Origin of the sequence: Aliikangiella coralliicola (genome assembly GCF_007004725.1) — a bacterium.
GTDB lineage: Bacteria > Pseudomonadota > Gammaproteobacteria > Enterobacterales > Kangiellaceae > Aliikangiella > Aliikangiella coralliicola.
The window spans coordinates 1-19,376 of the sequence record NZ_ML660166.1; the positions used below are offsets into that span (position 1 = coordinate 1).

9 protein-coding genes and 1 pseudogene are annotated in these 19,376 nt (G+C 42.4%); 3 read left to right on the forward strand and 7 right to left on the reverse strand.

What is annotated here, in order from left to right:
- Positions 1-1,000 (forward strand): transposase (locus FLL46_RS27005; RefSeq protein WP_168204190.1); only part of this gene is annotated, 1,000 nt, incomplete at its 5' end.
- A 695-nt stretch (positions 1,001-1,695) separates the two neighbouring features.
- Here FLL46_RS27005 and FLL46_RS15545 read toward each other — a convergent pair.
- The 7 genes and pseudogenes from FLL46_RS15545 to FLL46_RS15580 all read right to left on the reverse strand — a co-directional run bounded on the left by FLL46_RS15545 (position 1,696) and on the right by FLL46_RS15580 (position 14,944).
- On the reverse strand, positions 1,696-2,085 hold the full coding sequence (locus tag FLL46_RS15545) for a hypothetical protein (protein WP_142932262.1): 390 nt from the start codon (positions 2,083-2,085) through the stop codon (positions 1,696-1,698).
- Between the two features lie 577 nt (positions 2,086-2,662).
- Positions 2,663-3,064 carry a hypothetical protein gene (locus FLL46_RS15555; RefSeq protein WP_142932263.1) on the reverse strand — a complete coding sequence of 134 codons (402 nt, stop codon included), beginning with the start codon at positions 3,062-3,064 and terminating at the stop codon, positions 2,663-2,665.
- A pseudogene (locus tag FLL46_RS27960) lies at positions 3,061-3,231 on the reverse strand (hypothetical protein); the annotation flags it as partial. The pseudogene FLL46_RS27960 and the gene FLL46_RS15555, both read right to left, overlap by 4 nt.
- A 91-nt stretch (positions 3,232-3,322) precedes the next feature.
- A complete protein-coding gene (locus FLL46_RS15565) occupies positions 3,323-4,312 on the reverse strand; it encodes a transposase (protein WP_142932264.1) in 990 nt (329 codons plus the stop codon).
- Between the two features lie 717 nt (positions 4,313-5,029).
- A complete protein-coding gene (locus tag FLL46_RS15570) occupies positions 5,030-5,545 on the reverse strand; it encodes an SUKH-3 domain-containing protein (protein ID WP_142932265.1) in 516 nt (171 codons plus the stop codon).
- 19 nt (positions 5,546-5,564) lie between these two features.
- Positions 5,565-12,989: a SpvB/TcaC N-terminal domain-containing protein gene (locus FLL46_RS15575; protein WP_142932266.1), complete on the reverse strand. Its 7,425-nt coding sequence runs from the start codon at positions 12,987-12,989 to the stop codon at positions 5,565-5,567.
- Between the two features lie 587 nt (positions 12,990-13,576).
- Positions 13,577-14,944 (reverse strand): DegQ family serine endoprotease, encoded by a 1,368-nt coding sequence (locus FLL46_RS15580; RefSeq protein WP_142932267.1) that lies wholly within the window; start codon positions 14,942-14,944, stop codon positions 13,577-13,579.
- A gap of 548 nt (positions 14,945-15,492) precedes the next feature.
- Here FLL46_RS15580 and FLL46_RS15585 point away from each other — a divergent pair.
- The gene (locus FLL46_RS15585; protein WP_142932268.1) at positions 15,493-16,458 is read left to right on the forward strand and encodes an ABC transporter ATP-binding protein; all 966 of its coding nucleotides are present in this window, start codon (positions 15,493-15,495) and stop codon (positions 16,456-16,458) included.
- A complete protein-coding gene (locus tag FLL46_RS15590; protein WP_142932269.1) occupies positions 16,448-19,366 on the forward strand; it encodes a Gldg family protein in 2,919 nt (972 codons plus the stop codon). The genes FLL46_RS15585 and FLL46_RS15590 overlap by 11 nt, the downstream gene beginning before the upstream one ends.
- The last annotated feature ends 10 nt before the right edge of the window (positions 19,367-19,376 follow it).

Genomic DNA, 19,376 nt, shown 5'->3' on the forward strand with positions numbered 1-19,376 from the left:
AATTCATATGGCTATCCCTCGTAAAAAACTGGTCGACTCTCAAAACCCCGGCTTTTACCACTGCACCAATCGCTGTGTCCGAAGAACCTTCCTCTGTGGTGTCGACCAACACTCCGGTCGTAACTATGCGCATCGTAAACACTGGCTAGAAAAACGCATGAAAGCGCTCTGTGAGCTTTTCGCGATTGAAATCTATGCCTATGCCATTATGGATAATCATTATCATATTGTCCTCTACCTCGACCCTAAGGCCCCCTTAAATTGGACCGATGATGAGGTTGCTGAGCGTTGGCTGGAATTGTTTCCCGGACGGCCTGACCAGGCCATTAATCCTCGTTTGAGAGCGATGAAAAAAATGGCGATTCTACATGATACTGAAAGACTGGCACTCTACCGACAACGACTCGGTGATTTATCCTGGTTTATGCGCCGATTAAATGAGCCATTGGCTAAAAACAGTAATCGGGAAGATGACTGTACCGGGAAGTTCTGGGAAGGTCGTTATACTTCTCAAGCCTTACTTGATGAAGCCGCCCTGTTCTCCTGTATGGCTTATGTCGACCTGAACCCGGTCAGGGCGAAAATTACCGATAAACTGGCCGAGTCTCAGCACACTTCAATCAAACAACGACTCGATAACATTGATTCAGTTAAACAGCTTTGTCCCTGGAAAGATGAGGTCACTCCCGTAGCCGGAAAAGTGAGACCTTACCCACTGCCGATGCGATTGCAGGACTATATTGAACTGGTTGAATGGACTGGTCGCGCTATCGTTAAACCTGAGAAGGCTGACATTCCCGTGCATATCGCCCCCACGCTTGACCGCTTGAACTTACGTAAGAATCATTGGCTTAAACAAATTGAAAACTATGGCAACAATTACTTTCGAGTCGTTGGTACTATCCAGAAAATTCGGCAGAAAGCCAGGCTGTGGGAGGTTCGCTGTTTACATGGCATTGCTGCTGCTAAGTTGTTGTATAAGTCATCGCGGCAGGAATGAGATTTTCTTTTGGGCGCAACGATGGTTATTCTTTAAACAATTGTTTGGGGGTTGGCGTTGAATTCTGGCTTCTTCGAGTGATCTTAGGTAACAGCCTCAATTCATTACATAGTGACATTCTTCTTCGTATCTTGCGAAGGCTGATTTTGTCATGTTTGAATATACTTATTCAATTTTAATTTATTGTACGGAGAGTCCGCCCCCTTATCGTTTTATCACGACGAGAGAACAGTTTTAAGCAACCTCCTTATAAACTTGAAACAGAAAGGTACTTGATACCGACAAGGTGAGCAGATCGAGCTGGTACGTTTTCCATCTTTGGCATGCTAATGGGGACACCCAAAATATTCGCAAATAGATAAAAAGGCAAGCATCCTGTCAATTTAAGAACGGCCCGCGTTGAGTAATAATCAGTCTACTCGTAGCATAACAGGCCACCCATTAATGTTATCAAAAGGAATTCTCTAAAAAAGTTGAAGGGATGTCTGTGAATCACACAGAGAAGATCAGCCTGTCCCCTTTTCCCCTTTTTAACCCCACTGAGCTTCCCAAACCTATCATAAAAAACAATATTACTTATATATTTTTAAAACCTACAATGACAAAGTAGTAAAATGGCCGTAAACATCATAATCCTACGTCCATTAAACTGAAAAAATACGAGGCTAATTTGGGGCGCTACGTTTTAATTTACCTTACAATTTATAAAGCATCCAAATCAATGCACCAAAAAACACGCTGAAGAGAATAATACCCAATGCAAATTTCATTCTTAATTTTTCTCCAGGGTCTTTAGATTGAAACCAGTCTTCCGCATTTCCATAAATCTCATCATCATTAACTAGCGAATACAAAACAACAACAGATAAAATTGCTATACCGATCGCAATCACTTTCAAGGTTGCGTAAGATATTTCCACTCGAATTAAATCTTTTATAAAATATAGGTAAGTTAAATATATAAAGCTTTGCCCAACAATATTAAGCCAAAAAGCCATAAAAAGAATAGGAAAATACCTTTCAGACTTAGAGTTCCCTCCAACGTATTTTATAATGACATGCAACTTGCAGATAAATATTTTCATAGTTAGCTATCCATTAATGATGTGAATCATAATAATTACAAAGGGTCAGGTCGCGGCATTAATTATAAACTGACATAACCGCTCAATTTCTTTCGAAAAATTGGTATCAAGACTTATTTCACGCCGCATTGAACTGGTAATATGACTCATTGAGCCGATATACCCTAACCCTAAATACTCGCCGATTTCCTTTAAGGTGTGGTCGCCAAGGTATTGGCATAAATAAATTGCAACCTTTCGTTCTTTTAACTAACTATGACGCCCCTTCTTTAACTGCCTGAGTAATCCTAAGGGTAAATTGAATTCCCAAGTTTCAGTGGACACGACTATAGTTTAATTTAAACTAAGGTAAGGTGCCTTATGAAGAAAAGCAAATTTCCAGAAGAATTCAAACAAGAAGTAATGAAATAGGTCTTTGAACGTGGCTATTCTGTGTCCGATGTTGCCAAGCAATTAGGAGTTTCAGTTTAGAATACAAACAAAAAAGCACCGCCTAATGACAGTGTTTTCAAGTGAAGATTCACTGGAAGCTACGTGTGTAGCCGTCCGTGTTTATGTGGATTTTCGTAGGTATCCTCTATCTGCTATTTGATTGGATTATCGATTCAATACCATTCTTAGCTAGACAATTTTCAATAAACTTTGCTTCTGTCGAAGTACCTTCAAATAAAACTTCGTCTTTTTTCGCAAGCATATCTTTAACCTCTTCCATACTGAGACCTAAAGTATTTCTTAGCACTTTAATTGAGAAAGTTCTTTTTTTCTTATCCATTAAAACAACGGAATGTACTCCTTCCTCATCTAATAACAGATTTCTCAACTCTTCAGGAGTATCATCGCCATCTACTTCATAGGCTTGACCACATGAAGCACAGCGAAATGACTTGTACCATACAACTTTTTTCTCTGAATACGATTGTCCAATTCGGAGTTCTCCACTATTTTTGCAACCGTCACATTTAATAATTTGACTTATCATTCATTCCATCTTCTCATTCTTTCATAACGAGAAACAATTTGATCAAAAAACTCGTCCCCTCTTAGTACATACCTGCCAGGCGCATGATGATGTCCCATTTTTCCTCGTTTCCACCATCTATGATGTAGTTCCTCATGGATAATAGTATTTCTTAAATCTGCTCTTGAGTTAAATCTTTTTTTCCAATTTGAGTTCCTTCTCTAAACATTGGCTAATGTGGACACCGAAAATATTTCTCAAACGGATCATTACAATAGGTCAGGTCACGTTATTAATTATAAACTGACATAACTGCTCAATTTCTTTTGACAAATTGATATCAAAACCTATTTCACGCCGCATCGTGCTGGTGATATGACTCACAGATCCGATATGCCCTAACCCGAAATATTCGCCTATTTCCTTTAAGGTGTGGTCACCAAGGTACTGGCATAAATAAATCGCAACCTTTCGCTCTCGTAACTGACTATGTCGCCCTTTTTTTAGCTGCCTGAGTAAACCTAATGGTAACTGATAGTAATTCGCGGTATTTCGCGTAATTTGTTGAATCGACAATCCGTGCGGAACGATTTTGTTGACCCAATCCTTTTGTTTCACTTCGGGAATTTTCTCTGCTTTTAGCCATTCGACAAATTCCTTCTCACCAATTACTGAAGCAATATTACCTCGGCTGTAAAACCGTGTGAGTTCTTCACTATTTCCCTGGGCGACATATTTCGCATAGCCAGAATAGCGTTGTTTAGCACCCAGCATTCCATAGGTTTGGTCACGCTCCAACCATTCTGGACTTTCAGCTTGATTGACATAAGCGGGATAACTCGACCACGGGTAATTCACTAACGCCTCCACCATCGTTTTTTTGGTTTCAATGGGGTTTCGATGAATATAACGAGAAAGCTGCAATAAGTAGGCATCGTTATCAATTAAAATTGACTTAAAGCGACCTCTAAAAATTGCTCCATCCGATTTGGCAAGGCGATTGTGACGCTGCGTATAGACGCCATTGACATGACGCATGGCCCGACTCAGGTTAGCACGTGGGGTTTGAATTAAAAGATGGTAATGATTGGTCATTAAGCAGTACGCATGCACAACAATACCAAATCGCTTGGCCGCTTCTTCCAAAGTCGCTAAAAATGCCTTGAAATATTCTCCGGAACGAAAAATCTTAACCCGGCCTCGGTCCATACCACGATTCATCACGTGGTAGTAAGCATCTTCATATTCTAGTCGTTCGGCTCGGGGCATATGAAAATCATAGTAGGCACTTAGTTATTAATCAAGTGACCTGACCCGTTATCTCGTTATTTTTCCCTTCATCGTTTATTCCTCTCTGAAATCAAGAAAATTTGAGAACAACCCACATTGAAATTTCCGTTTCGACTAAATCAATTAATTTCAATTTATCGAGGCTTGTCTCTGTAGAAATTTATTCTCTGAAAATCATTCTCAATTGAAGAGAAACTCAAAATTTTAACCTTTTTAAATTATGGGTGTCCTTTAATATTTGAATCAAGCAACAAGTGGTGTAAATTACGCCACTCAGTAACCTCTTCAAACTTCTCAAACCTGTCGCAAAAAGCAACATCGCTTGTGTATTTTTAAATCCTACGATAGCAATTCGACAATTTTTACAATGGTGTTTGGGAAAAACAACGACGAGAATTTGGGAGACTGAAAAAAACTAAGATGACAAAGTGGTAAAACGGTCGTAAAACTTCAAAATCCTACGACCATTAACTTGGAAAAAACTACGATGCCAATTTGGCGCGCTACAGGAAAGTCGATTTGGGTGAATAAGAACTTAGCTCAAATCTAATCTGACAGGCACTTCGAAAAAACGGGTAACTGTCAGATCAAGTCTGAACTACTACACCTACAGCTTATGAAGTTGCAGGTGTACACTAACTGAGTGTCCGGAATTTTTGGGGAAGATCAGGGTGTCCTTTATCTTGCTCACTTATTTCAAGTATACATTTTTTTACCTGCTGCTAAGTTTTCGAGAAAAACAGGCAAGGATTCACAAACTTTTGCAGGAACACCACTATGTGTCCAATAAATACTCCCATCGTTAATTACATAAACTTCAAATCCGAACTCATCATCTAAAAAACCCACTCTTGCACATGGTTCTCCAATATATCCCTCAACTTCTTGAGTTAATTCAAAATCTTCCTGAAGTTTAAAATCAGGCTCTTCAATCAGAGAAATATTTCTGTAATCAGCATACCCGAATATTCGAGCTCTCATCATTCTTGAAGACTCTGACTCATCCAAATCGAAATACATAACATCCCTATCACCAGATTCCTTTTCTTCGAAATGAAGTTCTAATTGGCCGAATTCTTTGGCAATTGATAAAAACTGAGCAAAAATTCGTTTGTCCTCAGTAAAAACCAAATTTTCTTCATTTAGCTGTCTATCAAGACTCCATCCTGCCTCAGTTAGTACTTTTAAAAGCTCTTTTGTATATTTTTGCATATTAGTCTACGTTACCCAATTATTTCTTCTTATTTACATCTTCAACGCCAAAATCTTCCAACGGAGGCTTACATGAACCACATGCTTCCTTAGGCTTTCCAACACCTTTGCGAGCTGAAGTTTCTCTTATATCACTTTTTGCACCTTTTAGAACAGCTCTAGCCTGTTCCTTAGTTTTTATTTTTTTGCCGGTTGCTTTTTCGACATCATTAAGAATCTTGGTCAAACAAGCCGCCTCAGCGCAATTTCCGTGGGCTCCGGTTCTCATATCTTCGGGGACATTTCCATACGCGTCCTTGACTACAGGGTGAACTTCAATAGTTTTTCCTGCTTCTTTGCTACCAGCAGAATAATACTTTTCGCCAGTAACTGACGCAGTTTCTTCGGATACCTTTATTGTACCTGCCGCCCCTCTTTTTCCATAGCCTTTCCCACTAGCCCTTGCGTCTGCCACAGCTCGCTCAGCTTTAGCGCCAAGAGTACTAGGCTCACCAGTATCTTCCATAGGACCTTCGGCATTATCAGTTTCAACTTTGGTATTAGAACTTCTATTTCTTCTTTTCTGAACGCCCTTCTCTATCAGCTTTCCTATAACTACAACGGTACCTGTTGCAACTACAGCCTTAACGGCTGTTCCAACCTCTATTCCTGACTCAACGGCACCCGGTGTACAGGCAATACACTCTTCTGCCTCGATATGGACTTCGGTATAGTCGCTCGCAATTCCAAGTCCAGCTCCATAAGCAGTTTCTTCTAAATACCCACTCGGATCCTTTCCAGCTAGCGGATTATTTCTTATGTATGAATACGGATTTATCGATTGACTATGACCGGGATCAACTATAAACGGGTCAACAGAAAGGAACCGACCCAAATTATAATCATAAACCCGCCCATTCATATGAATGAGCTCAGCATCATCCAGATGCTCATGGTCAGTAAACCCACGGTCAGTCTGTAACTCAAAACCATCTAAAGAAGCAATCTGCGTCAATGTCGCCGGATTAGCCGGGTCAACCAGTTCCAGAGTTCCCTTCCGCGGCTTACCAAAGGGGTCATAACTCTTATTATCAACCACCTCACCAGTCTCATCGGTAATGGTCACCACAGAGCCCAACCGGTCACGGTGCACAAAGCCGACTTTATAGCTGGTGTCGCTACTATTCACCGTTTCAGTCACAATCGCATCACCCAGGTAAAGCTTCTTCTCGGTTTTGCCGTTATGCGTGATTTCTTCATACACCTTGTCAACATAACGAGTCACTTCATCACCACCGGAAATGCCTTTCTTAACCTGCTTATAACGCATCTGGTCAGCGCCATAAGAGAATAAGCTGGTCACGCCATTGCGATTAATCGACACCGGTTTGTTAAAGGCATTGTAAGCAATGGTTTTACCATCACCAGAGAGCAAGTTACCATTATTGTCGTAACTAAAGGTTTTGGTGCCACCACTATTAATCTTGGTAACCGAGTAAACCGCGTTAGGACCGGCATTGCCATTTGACTTAGCAACGGTGCCATAAACATAACTGGTCGCGTAATCATCCTTCCTGGTTAAATTCCCCACCTTGTCATAGTCATAAGTAATGTCATTTTCAGCGACACCACCAATGTCACGGGAAGAAACTTTAAGGCGATGTAACGCGTCATAGGTATAAGTTTCCTTTGAAATAATCGTCTGACCATTGCGCTTATTCTCAACCGTCTGGGTTTTCAGGTTACCAAAGCCGTCGTACAAATATTCAATACGATGTCGCTGAGATGCACCAGTCGTTGTATTGGTGTAAACCTCCTTCATCTGGCCGGTCTCATCCCAATACTCAAAACCTTCGGTTAACACCCCGTTGGCTTTCTTCGCTTCCAGCAGTTGACCCCGTGCATCCATCTTATCGATTTGGTGATACACATAACCGCTCGCCGCATTTTTGGCCTGAGTCAGGTAACCCCGCTCGTTATAAATGTTCTCAACCGTTAATCCCGTTGGATAGGTCACCGCTTTAACGCGACCATAGTTGCCATCATACTGAGTCGATACCTTGTAAGCCGTTCCGTCAATATTGGTAATCGTCTCAAAGGGGCGACACCAGGCATCATAACCATAGCTCTTGGAAAAGCTCTCACCGGCCGGCAGGTTAAGACGAGTTTCCCCATCCGGCAATCCTTCACACTGTGAGTCATAGCTAAAGGAGGCTTCTGCACTGCTGGTATTACTCGGTGTCGGGATAACATTCAGATAACGATACTGCAAACGACCTAAATCGTCATACGCGTAATAGTAAGTATCCCCATTGGCATCCAGCTCGCTGTAGACTTCACCAAACCCGGTATAGGCAAAAGTCTTAGTCCCCATATTCGGGTCGTTGACGTATTTCTTCTGGCCTAGTGCGTTGTATTCCGCTTTAATCGGATTGCCGTTACCATCCTGCAAGACAATCGGGTTACCCGATGAGTCATAGGCATACTGGGTGATAATATCTTGTGTGCCATCATATTGACTGGTTTGCATCAATTGGCCGTTACCGCTATAGGTTCGGCTCATTGAATTGGTCACACCGTTAATCACATCCGTCGCACTAATCGAAGTGAGATGGCCGCTATAAGCGTAAATCACTTCCATTTTATTATTGTACGGCTGGCTGACACTTTTCTTGGTTAATCTACCCAGTGCATCATAACTGTCATAGGTTGTACCCAAGGTTTCAGAAGCACTTCCGGAAGGAATGGATTCAAACGTCATTCGACCCAGATTATCGTATTGGGCTTTGACAAAAATAGCGGTGCCGTCAAACCCTTCAGTTTTGCTATAAATGACGCGATTCAACTGGTCTTTATATTCAACAGACTCTGGTGCGCCGGCTGAATAGGTCGTCACCTTATATCGAATATTGGTATCCGATAAGCCATCACAACCATTATTACAGGTGGCATAACGCAGGTAACTGGGTTGTCCCGAATCTGCCGGCGGAGTAATCTTCTCAACCCGCCCAAAGGCATCATATTCAGTGGTCGTCGTCAGGCTATTGCTGGTGACCGACTTCACCTGACCATGAGTCGGGTAAGTCTTGGTGGTAACCACATGGTCTTTGTCATTGATAACCTGGTAAACAAAATACCCTTTACCGTCTGTACTTAGATTTTCACCATCGGCTGAGTACTTGGTTTCAACCGCTCGCTTGTCGGTACTACCAGACTCGTAGGTCGACACTTTTGTCGGTAAACCATAGGCATTGTAATCAGTATCAACTTCGGTAGTTTTACCGCCGCCGAGTTCTGGCGTGACTGTCACCACGTCAGGCAACCTGGCACTGGTCCAGGTGTAACTGGTTTTCACCTTTTTAACAGGGTCTAATGCCGCGTCATAAATCGCTGAGCCTGACATCGTTTCTGTTTGAACACTGGTCCAGTTCAGCTTATTTCGCCAGCCTGCTACACTGGTATCGAAATTATTAAGAACGGTTGTTTTAACGGTACTAAACCCATTATTAACCGTGGAAACCGTTTTCTTGATGTTGCCATAAGTATCCAGGTCTGCCGCTTCAATCGTGGTCGTTGAGGTTGATAACTCGGTCGCTCGATTATTCAGCGCATATTGAGTTTGTGTACTAACGTGCGGCACTATCCAGTGAACACGACTATTAGCCGTGTTTCTTTGATGGTAGGTGGTGGTTGATTGACTCAAGAACCCATCGGCGCACTCGGGTTTCGAATCGGCAATCAGACAGGTTCGAATTGCTTCGATTTGACCCGACAGTGGGAACTTCTGGTGGAAGTCGGAAACTGAACGGATGCCATCTGGACCGTCGACTAAAATTGTTCGGAATCCCTGGAAACCATACCCCTGATTGTTATACATCGCCTCACGGTAGCTGTAACGAGTAGTATTATCTCCTCCTACGCCATCACTCTGAGTGAAATCATCAACCACCATCATGGAGGAAGTGAAATAGAAATGCTTATCATCAACATAACGGCTGGGATCATCCACGTCTTTCACTTCATAAAGTTTAGGTGCCAAAGCATCACGACTTCCATTGGAGGAAAGTGGTGCATAACGCCATTTGGATTCGACCCCCAGACCATTTGTAGACGATATCATCATATCTGGAGACTTCATGGTTTCGGCAGCGTTAGATGTCGCGCCCTTTGAGCGATAAACATGGGTGCCATGACCATTAAATTTAGCTTCCGCTGCAGTGTCATCCCACACCAAAAAGCCAGTTGTTAACCCAATAATATGCACCATTGGATCATTAAGACCATCACCGTATAAATCTGAAGTGTTAGAGAGTTTCGAGCTATATTTTTCGCTGTTACTATCCAGTACTAAGGAATAGTCGCCATTGGCTTGCTGCACGAAACGATAAGCAACCGTTTTGTACACACTTTGATCAGAACTCCAGAAGCCAGCAGCGTGTAATTCGCCATCGTAACCACCGGCATCATTGGCGCAATAAACCACATCGTGAACTTCTGGCGGAGTCGTACCGTCACCACCGCCGCCGCTAAACACTTTGGTCACTTTACAGTAACGCGCAACAGGAGCCTCACTTGATGGAACAATCAACTCGGGCTGACCATCATTATCCCAATCAGCAGTATTAATAATATGAGAAAACTTCGGCTCATAGAGATCGCTATAGCTAGTACCACATCCGGCAGGTTCTAGTCGTTGTGCGCAGGTGCCAGTGTTACAGACAGATTCATCTAAAAAGCCGACCATGGAGTTCATTGAAACCACCGCTTCAAAACCAACCCCGTTGTTAAGCTGATAGTGCCAACTTGGTGCCGTAGCGTGAAACAGGCTGGAAGTTCGGTTTGGTACAAACAGATAATCGCTTAAGCCATCACCATTGATATCAACCCACTTGTGATAGGTATCACTTGGGTGATTTTCGGCGGCAATTCCCATTGATGTATAGCTGAGGCTGTTATACCCGGTCGAGTGCGACAACAAAATATCATCAGGTTGTGGTTCGCTACTGCACATATTGTTGGACAGTTGTAAATCCTGGATACCGTCGCCGTTAAAATCCAGGATGCTACTGAGGTTAACCTGGCGAGTATTATGCTGATAATTGTCAGGTTGCCATGGACTGATCGTTTGGTAGCGATCGATTTCCGTTTTAGCTGTCTGGAAAGATAGAGCAGGAAGTGCACTAGTATTTTTATGATATGAAAATACCCGGTACTGTGTTGTTCCTTGCCAATCAAAATCAACCGTAACAATGTCTAGTTTGTTATCACCGTCGACATCTGCCAGCTCTGCTTGTGTTGCAGTGAACGGCGTAGTGTAAAGTGCCACTAACTGTGCGTTGCCACTCTGAACGACCACTTTGTAAATAGTCAGGCTTCCGGCTTCATAGTTTTCTACTGCTGGATCTTTAATGATTAATTCCGCAGCACCATCGTTGTTGATATCCGCGATCCGTTCAAGCGTTCGCATGCCGCTTAGCCCAATCCAGGATTTATCGAGGTCGACTTCCCATTTCACACTGCCATCAGCATTAAAGGAAACCAACCTGGGTTGGTTAGTATAACCAACACCTAACTCATATTTCGTCTGGTTAACTATTGATTCCTTAAAACCATCACCATCAAAGTCACCCACAGGGCGGATATAACCATTTAACCAATCCGATTGTTTTTCCTGAACTCGCTCCAATGTAAATTGAGTCGGTGCATCTTGCCAATTGAATGTCGTTGCGGGCAGGCATGACGATGCGCCATTACTATCAAAAGCACACTCTTCCAAACTTCTAAGTAACGAGCGCTGTGTTGCACCGCTGACCGAACCATATGAAAGATTGTAAGAGCGAATTTTTTGACTGACATAATAAGTTTCAACTTTACTTAAGCGTTGGGTGATTGCAGACTTTCCACCTGCTAAATAATTGGTGCTTTTATCGGGTCGAGACTCATAAATCAGTTTAACTTTACGGTCACCAACTGTTGAAGCAGAGCCAGTATAGTTAATTTCAGTAAGCAGATGTTCGCCGCCACCAAATGTGGCGTAAGTATATTGAATATTATTTTTTTGGGTTGTGCGGTCTTCTCTGCTTGTTAATGCCCAGCTCAGTGTTTTCGATTGACCGTCTGCGGTATGTCGAGAGTTACTGGTTTTACCATAATAACTCACCATCCCACTTTTGTGCTCTACTGTGAAATGACTGCCGCTGCTATCGGTCGCATTGTAATCTCCGGTTAAGATTATCCGAGCAAAACTGTCCTGCTCGGTTCGGTATTCAGTTCCGTTCGCACCATAAGTGGCGCCTTGAGTTAGAATTAATCGTTGACCGTCAAGACACAGTCGATCTTCGCCGGTATAAGTCACTCCAAATGATTTATCATCAAGTCCAACAATCTGACCACAACGGCGAATAGATGAGGCTGCACTGAGTCCCCATCCGATACCAGCAATACCGTTACCGTTTCTAGACGAATAACTTAAAGCCACATTTGGTTGCATACCATTACGTCCAGGCGGGATCGCGATCGGCACAGAATAAGTCGCCGCACCACCAGACACGCCGGCCTGACCTTCGACTGCCCCCACAGCCTCGTTAGCTGGCACAGTCGGAGCAGACAAATCAACATCATCAACCGTTCCGCTAAACTTCTTCGCGTAGCCAGGTTGATAAGCAACTGGATTAGTCACAAAAGTCCCACTACCCGAAGCATAAACCACCGTCACATTACCGCTACCATCAGTAATGCGCATATCTACACGGCCATCACCATTTTCATCGACTAAAACAATCGTACTGCCGGCCGACCAATCCGTCCCCAGGTAACCATTGACTAGGGTTTGAGAAACCACACCTTCGCCGGTCACGATGTATGAAGTGCCGCCTTTGGATTTATTCTGAATGAAAATTTCTTTGTCACCGTCCCCGTCAAAATCCGCAAACTGTGGGTTAAAATTGTCAGGATCAACGTCAAGACTAAAGGAAGAGAATGTCGCAACCCCAGATGAACTCCAGGAAACGATGGCATTTCGAATATCTTTAGGAATAAGGATTGGCGTAATAATTCTGCCGTGCAAAAGAATAATTTTGTTATGACCCAGAAGCAGCAGCTCATCACCTGGGCTAGAATTCAGATTTTCACTGAGTGCGGTGTAACTGTCTGCACTCCAATCTGGAATGGCTGGAATATCGGGGTGGGTCTTCGTCCAGGTTCGATGATAAAGAAGGTCAGGGACGCCCTGTTTCGCTTCAATTTTTGAAGCTTCGCCGGGATTAATTGCCTGTACGAAAGCATCCTGATTACCATCACCATTAAAATCCCCAAGGATTTCATTGGTGGCATTAGCAGCCCCTGAAAAACCTAAGACTAAAGCAATAGATGAAGCAATGATCTTTTTAGCGTATTTCTTACCGATAAATCCCATAGTTCTTATCTTCCAGTTTTTATTAATTCTAAACGCAACTCTAACGCCCATATGAATATGCCCCAACTCACCCACTAACCACTATCAAAATTCGGACAATGATTAACACAAATCGGACATTCTCTAAATATCAAAGACTTAACAGCCAGTTAGTCCAAAAGTTTCGAAGTCGACAACAATGGAAGTTGTTTGTTTTTTAATCATAAAAGATGTGATTTAAACGGCAGAACCAGCGTAGTGTTCGTTTGAACTTTATATTTGGAAAATTCACAGAAAAAGGCAGGGATGGAATGCCACCCAAAGAATCGACGTATCGAACTCCTTTTCTTAACTACTGATACTGCTTGTCTCCTAACAAATTAACAACCTCGAACTATTTGTAGCTTCCACATCGTAAACAGAATATCTCAAAAAAGCAATAATTGATTGAGCATAATTTCGTCAGGCAAATTGGCCTGTTTACCTTGAAATACAATGCGGGATAGACCATAAATGAAATGACAGCCAATTAACATGGAAAGACTGCGCTCCTTGCCCTCAATGTGCATAAAACCATAACGGAAAAGGAGCACAGCTGGTGAAATTAATACTGATCGAAATACCAGTAATTAAAATCTAGTCGACCGAAATACAATTGACTATTGAATAACAAGATAGAATGCAGAGCGCCCTCGTTTAACTCTAAGTAAAATTTTTCTATTGTCTCTTTTTAGTGCTTTTGAAAAATCTCGTATATTTTTGACTCTGGCTTTGTTTGCACCAACAATAACATCGCCCAACCGTAAGCCAGAATATGCCGCATTGGAGTGAGGAGCTAAATTCGCGACAACGACCCCATCCCCTTCATCATTGTTTTCAAAATTGGCCCCGTCCAGTAAACGATGAGAAGCGCCTTCACTTGCCGCAATCTCAGAAGGTTCGCCTACTTTCACTTCAAACACTTTGCGTTTGCCATTTCGTAACACAGCGACTTCAACTTCATCGCCAATTTTTCGCTTACCAATTCGACTACGTAATTGACCAGTTGAAGTCACTGGTTCATCGTTCACCGCAACAATAATATCCTCATCTTCCAGGCCAGCTTCCTCAGCAGGAGAGTCGTCGGCGACATGAGTGACCAACACGCCCTGTTGACCATTTTCTAATCCGAATGCTATTTGCAGGTCTACCGTGATATCCTGAATACCAACGCCGATTTGGCCACGCCGTACTTCACCATTTTTTAAAATCTGCGCCATACTCGCCTTAGCCATATCCATAGGGATCGCAAACCCAATACCGACATTACCGCCAGCCGGTGCAATAATCGCCGTATTAATACCAATTAATTCACCACGTAGATTAACCAGTGCACCACCAGAATTTCCCGGGTTGATCGAGGCATCAGTCTGGATAAAATTTTCATAGCCTTCAATACCAAGACCAGTCCGCTCAAGTGCGCTTACAACACCTGTCGTTACTGTTTGGCCTAACCCAAAAGGATTACCAATCGCCACAACAAAATCACCGACTTCCAACGCTTCTGAATCGCCTAATTTTACCGCCGACAATTTATCCCCTTCAATTTCGAGTACCGCAATATCAAGTTCTGGATCCGAACCCAATACCTTCGCCGTGTAATGCCGCCCGTCAACTAAAGAAACGCGAACTTCATCGGCTTGTTTTATTACATGGTAATTGGTAATTACAATACCGTCTTCTGCGTCAACGATAACGCCAGACCCGGCGCTCATCTGCTTTTTCTGCGGTCTGGCATTTCTTCGGGGCTGTTCTGGGATGTTAAAAAAATGCCTGAAAAATGGGTCATTTAATAGTGGATTTAAAGTTTGTTGCTGTTCTGAAAAGGTAGCGATATTCACCACTGCCGGATTAACTTTTTTTAGCATTTTGGATAGTGACGGCAAAGGTTTTCCCTCACCATCGGCTTGTGGCAAAGCCGCACTCACTCCAGTTGAAACTAGCAAAGCAATCAAAAATGCTAATGAAAACCTTTGCGCACTTCTCATTCTTAAACCTCCATTCTTATTTCGATTAAGTTTATTTGATTTAAGCCTGTCTCAAATCAGGTTTATTGCAAACAATATTACCAATTAACCGATTCAGATTGGCCTGATATTATGGATTGGAGAGCGAGTAAAAAAACCTCATAAAGAACCCGCTCCCCACTTCTACTTCATTATTCAAATAAGGACTGAAATATTGCTTTTCAAGCCTTTCTAAAATTTTGTTACTTTTCACTCTGGCGATCTTTCTTAAGCTGATATATTCTACTTTCCGTCGCGCAGCCAAGCCTGAACTTTGGTGAAGTAAATCCTTAATTTACGGTCGGCTCCGACAATAATATTCGGGCTTAATGCTTTGGGAATGTCCCCGTTAAATGACAAAGCTAAAACTAGCGCTTTGTCCGATTATTTATCTCAAGAAAACGACTCGCCATTCCTGAAAATTCGCAGTAAAATATCGCCCAAATTAATTTTACTTTTAAATAACATATTGATTTAAATAACTTTTTTAAGGTTAATCACTACCAAAATAAATAGTACAGGAGAAAAACGTGTTACAGGTAACTGCACTGGAGCGCCGCTACGGTGACTTTGTAGCGGTAAAAGACGTCAATTTTACAATTAATCATGGCGAAATTGTTGGGCTACTCGGACACAACGGCGCCGGTAAAACCACGATAATGAAAATGCTCAGTGGTTATCTCGAACCTTGCCACGGCTCTGTCACCATTGACGATACCGATTTACAAAACAACCTCAAAAAAATTCAGAAAAATCTCGGTTATCTGCCAGAAAATTTACCCATTTATCCCGAAATGACCGTGATTGATTATCTCGATTACGCTGCTGATCTTAAGGGTATAGAAGGCCATAAAAAGCATATCGAGATTCGACGTGTAGTCGTTGAAACCGATATTTCAGAAAAGTTAACAGCGCAAATCTCAACATTGTCTCGCGGCTATAAACAAAGAGTTGGTGTTGCGCAGGCAATTTTAGGCAATCCAAAACTACTTATCATGGATGAGCCTACAAATGGCCTCGATCCTAGTCAAACACAACATATGCGCGAACTAATACGCGCCGTTTCTAATCATGCCACAGTGATCCTCTCTACTCACATCATGCAGGAAGTGGAAGCACTTTGTGATCGCGTATTAATTATTAACGATGGTCACTTAATTGTTGACAAAAAAATGAGCGAACTCAAAAGTTCTAATGTAATTGCGTTAAAAACCGACATGCCCCTCGCGCAAGTTGAAGAAAAGCTAAAAGCCATTCAGTCAGTCAACAAAATTAAAGTAATCAACGCAAAGGATGCACCCGCTAATGTCTATCAACTGACCTTGGGAACAGCAGAGAATCAAGAAGATATTTGTGCCCAAATTGCCAAAATTATCTTATCCAACGACTTTAATCTTTACGCCTTACAAACAGTTCAGAGAGATTTGGAATCTCTTTTCCGCGACGCAGGACAAAGCGAAATAGAGTCAAAGGAGGAAATGACCAATGTTGCTTGATCACACTATAAAAAGAGTCGCGAGAAAAGAAATCAACCTCTTTTTTTCCTCGCCGATCGCCTATCTCTTTATGACAACCTTTGCAGCAATAACCCTATTTATCTTTTTCTGGGGTGAGTCATTTTTCGCGCGTAATGTTGCTGATGTTCGGCCCTTATTTGAATGGATGCCGGTACTGTTAATATTTTTAACGTCCACGTTAACAATGCGGATGTGGAGTGATGAAAGACGCGCAGGCACCCTTGAACACGTGCTCACTTTACCTGTTCCTTTGTGGCATTTTGTTGTCGGAAAATTTCTAGCTTGCCTTTCGTTATTATTAATCACGTTGGCGATTACACTGCCGATTCCGCTGACTGTTGCATTGATCGGAAACCTTGATTGGGGACCGGTAATCGCCGGTTATCTGGCAACGATATTGTTGGGCGCAGCTTACATCAGTATTGGTTTATTCGCCTCTGCCCGCAGTGACAACCAGATCGTTAGTTTAATTTATTCAGTTGCTTTTTGCGGATTATTTTACCTGATTGGCAGTAGCACTTTGACAAACTTTTTTGGTCACGAAATTGGCGAGTGGTTAAGACTATTGGGTTCTGGATCTCGGTTTGATGCAATAACTCGCGGCTTGATCGACTTACGGGACTTTTACTACTATCTAAGTATTATTGTTACTTTCCTGGTATTAAATACCTACTCTTTAGAAAAAGAGCGATGGACGCTAACTGAGAAAAGAAAATCCCATCACACCTGGCGTGCTATCAGCGCATTGTTGGTGATTAATGTTTTCCTTGTTAACTTTTGGCTTGGACACTTTAATTATTTACGCATTGACACAACCCGAGGCAATCAGTATTCAATTTCAGATGCTACCGAAAATTACTTGAGCCGCTTGCAAGAACCTTTACTTATCCGGGGCTATTTCAGTTCTAAAACTCACCCCTTACTTTCCCCGTTAGTCCCTAAAATAAAGGATCTGTTAAAGGAATATGAGGTAGCCGGTGATGGCAGAGTAAAAGTCGAATTGATTGATCCACAAAGCGATCCAGAACAAGAAAGCGAAGCCAATCAAAAGTACAACATTCGGCCTGTACCCTTTCAGATTTCTGACAGGCATCAGGCGTCAATTGTTAATTCCTATTTTAACGTTTTGATCCAGTATGGCGACGAGCATAAAATTCTTGGTTTTAGGGAGTTGATAGAAATCAAGTCTGGCAGTAATGTAGAAGTTGAGGTCGCTTTGAGAAATCCCGAGCATGATATTACTCGGGCGATAAAAAGCGTTTTAAATAGTTACCAGTCAGGCGGAAATTTATTCGATACTGTCACAGGTGAGGTTGCACTTAAAGCTTACATTTCTCCGGATCAAAAACTGCCTGAACAACTGGTTGAGTTCAAGAAAGTTGTTATGACCGAGTTAGAAAAAGTTCAGGCTCAGTCGAGCAATCGTTTCAAAATCGACATAATCGATCCTGATGACAATAACGGCGTAGTGGCACAGCAAATTCAGAACGATTATGGCTTTCAACCATTTCGGCTTGGTTTGCTCAGTGATAAATCGTTTTATTTTTATCTGACACTACAACAACAAGATCAGATTATTCAGCTTCCATTAGATGATCTATCTGCAGCCAGTTTTGAACGCAATCTAAAATCAGGCATTAAACGCTTTGCCAGTGGTTTTACTAAAACGGTTGGACTCGTTACTCCAAAGCAGGAAAATAATTACTCTCCCTATGCCCCACCAAGCGGACCGAAATTTGGCGCGCTGGAGCAATTTCTGGGTGAAGAGTTAACAGTAAAAAATGTCGACTTAAGCAGTGGAGAGATACCTGGTGATATTGATATTTTGTTGTTAATGGCACCAAAATCGGTTGATGAAAAACAACTTTTTGCTGTCGACCAATTTTTGATGAAAGGTGGAACCGTCATCGCTGCAACAGCCCCCTACAGCGCCAATATGGGCATGCAGGGACTAGAGTTGCAAACTTACGATAGCGGCCTTAAAGATTGGTTAACTCATCATGGATTATCTCTCGAAGAAAAATTAGTACTCGATACACAAAGCATGGCATTTCCAGTACCGGTTGCTCGAAACCTTGGTGGCTATACCGTCAGAGAAGTTCACATGCTAGATTACCCGTTTTTTATCGATATACGTGACGAAGGCCTTAACAAAGACAACGCGATTACTGCCGCTCTTCCACAAGCAACAGTTACCTGGGCCTCTCCTATCCTTATCGATAAGGACAAACTCGAAAGCAAGTCGACAACTCAACTGGTTAGCAGCTCTTCCGAATCCTGGTTGTCAGCATCAACAGATGTGGCACCACAATTAGATCAGGCTAACAATAGTTTTAAACCTCAGGGTGAGCAGTCCTCACACCTGCTAGGCGCAATTGTTCAAGGCCGGTTTAGTTCTTATTTTTCTGGTAAAGACTCACCGCTTCTGAAACAGCCTGACGAGTCTAAAGCAGAAGCTTCTGAAGACACACCTACACCTGATTCTGCCGAGAAAAATCAAGCGGAAGAAAAAGCAAGTTTGACCGTTTCCAGCGTTATCGAAAAGTCTGCCGAATCGGCCAGAATTATTTTATTTAGTTCCAATGATTTTGTTAGCGATCAGGTATTACAACTCTCAGGCTCTTCTGGTGGTAATGAATACCTTGGAACATTGCAATTAGTTGCCAATACCGTTGATTGGTCACTCGAAGATGACGGCTTGATGAGCATTCGTTCACGCGGACATTACAATCAAACATTACCGCCCATGGAACAGGACGAACGCACTTTTTGGGAATATTCAAATTACATTGTGACAGCTCTTTTGATTTTGAGTATTGCCATGATTCAAAGTCGCAGGCGTCAATTGAAACAGTTAAAACACGTTGAACTTTTAGTCAACGCTTAGGGTGAATATT

Bases quoted from the DNA above. Each gene is read 5' to 3' on its own strand.
- FLL46_RS15580 (WP_142932267.1), bottom strand. From the start codon at position 14,944: ATGAGAAGTGCGCAAAGGTTTTCATTAGCATTTTTGATTGCTTTGCTA.
- FLL46_RS15570 (WP_142932265.1), bottom strand. From the start codon at position 5,545: ATGCAAAAATATACAAAAGAGCTTTTAAAAGTACTAACTGAGGCAGGA.
- FLL46_RS15555 (WP_142932263.1), bottom strand. From the start codon at position 3,064: ATGATAAGTCAAATTATTAAATGTGACGGTTGCAAAAATAGTGGAGAA.
- FLL46_RS15590 (WP_142932269.1), top strand. From the start codon at position 16,448: ATGTTGCTTGATCACACTATAAAAAGAGTCGCGAGAAAAGAAATCAAC.
- FLL46_RS15565 (WP_142932264.1), bottom strand. From the start codon at position 4,312: ATGCCCCGAGCCGAACGACTAGAATATGAAGATGCTTACTACCACGTG.
- FLL46_RS15545 (WP_142932262.1), bottom strand. From the start codon at position 2,085: ATGAAAATATTTATCTGCAAGTTGCATGTCATTATAAAATACGTTGGA.
- FLL46_RS15575 (WP_142932266.1), bottom strand. From the start codon at position 12,989: ATGGGCGTTAGAGTTGCGTTTAGAATTAATAAAAACTGGAAGATAAGA.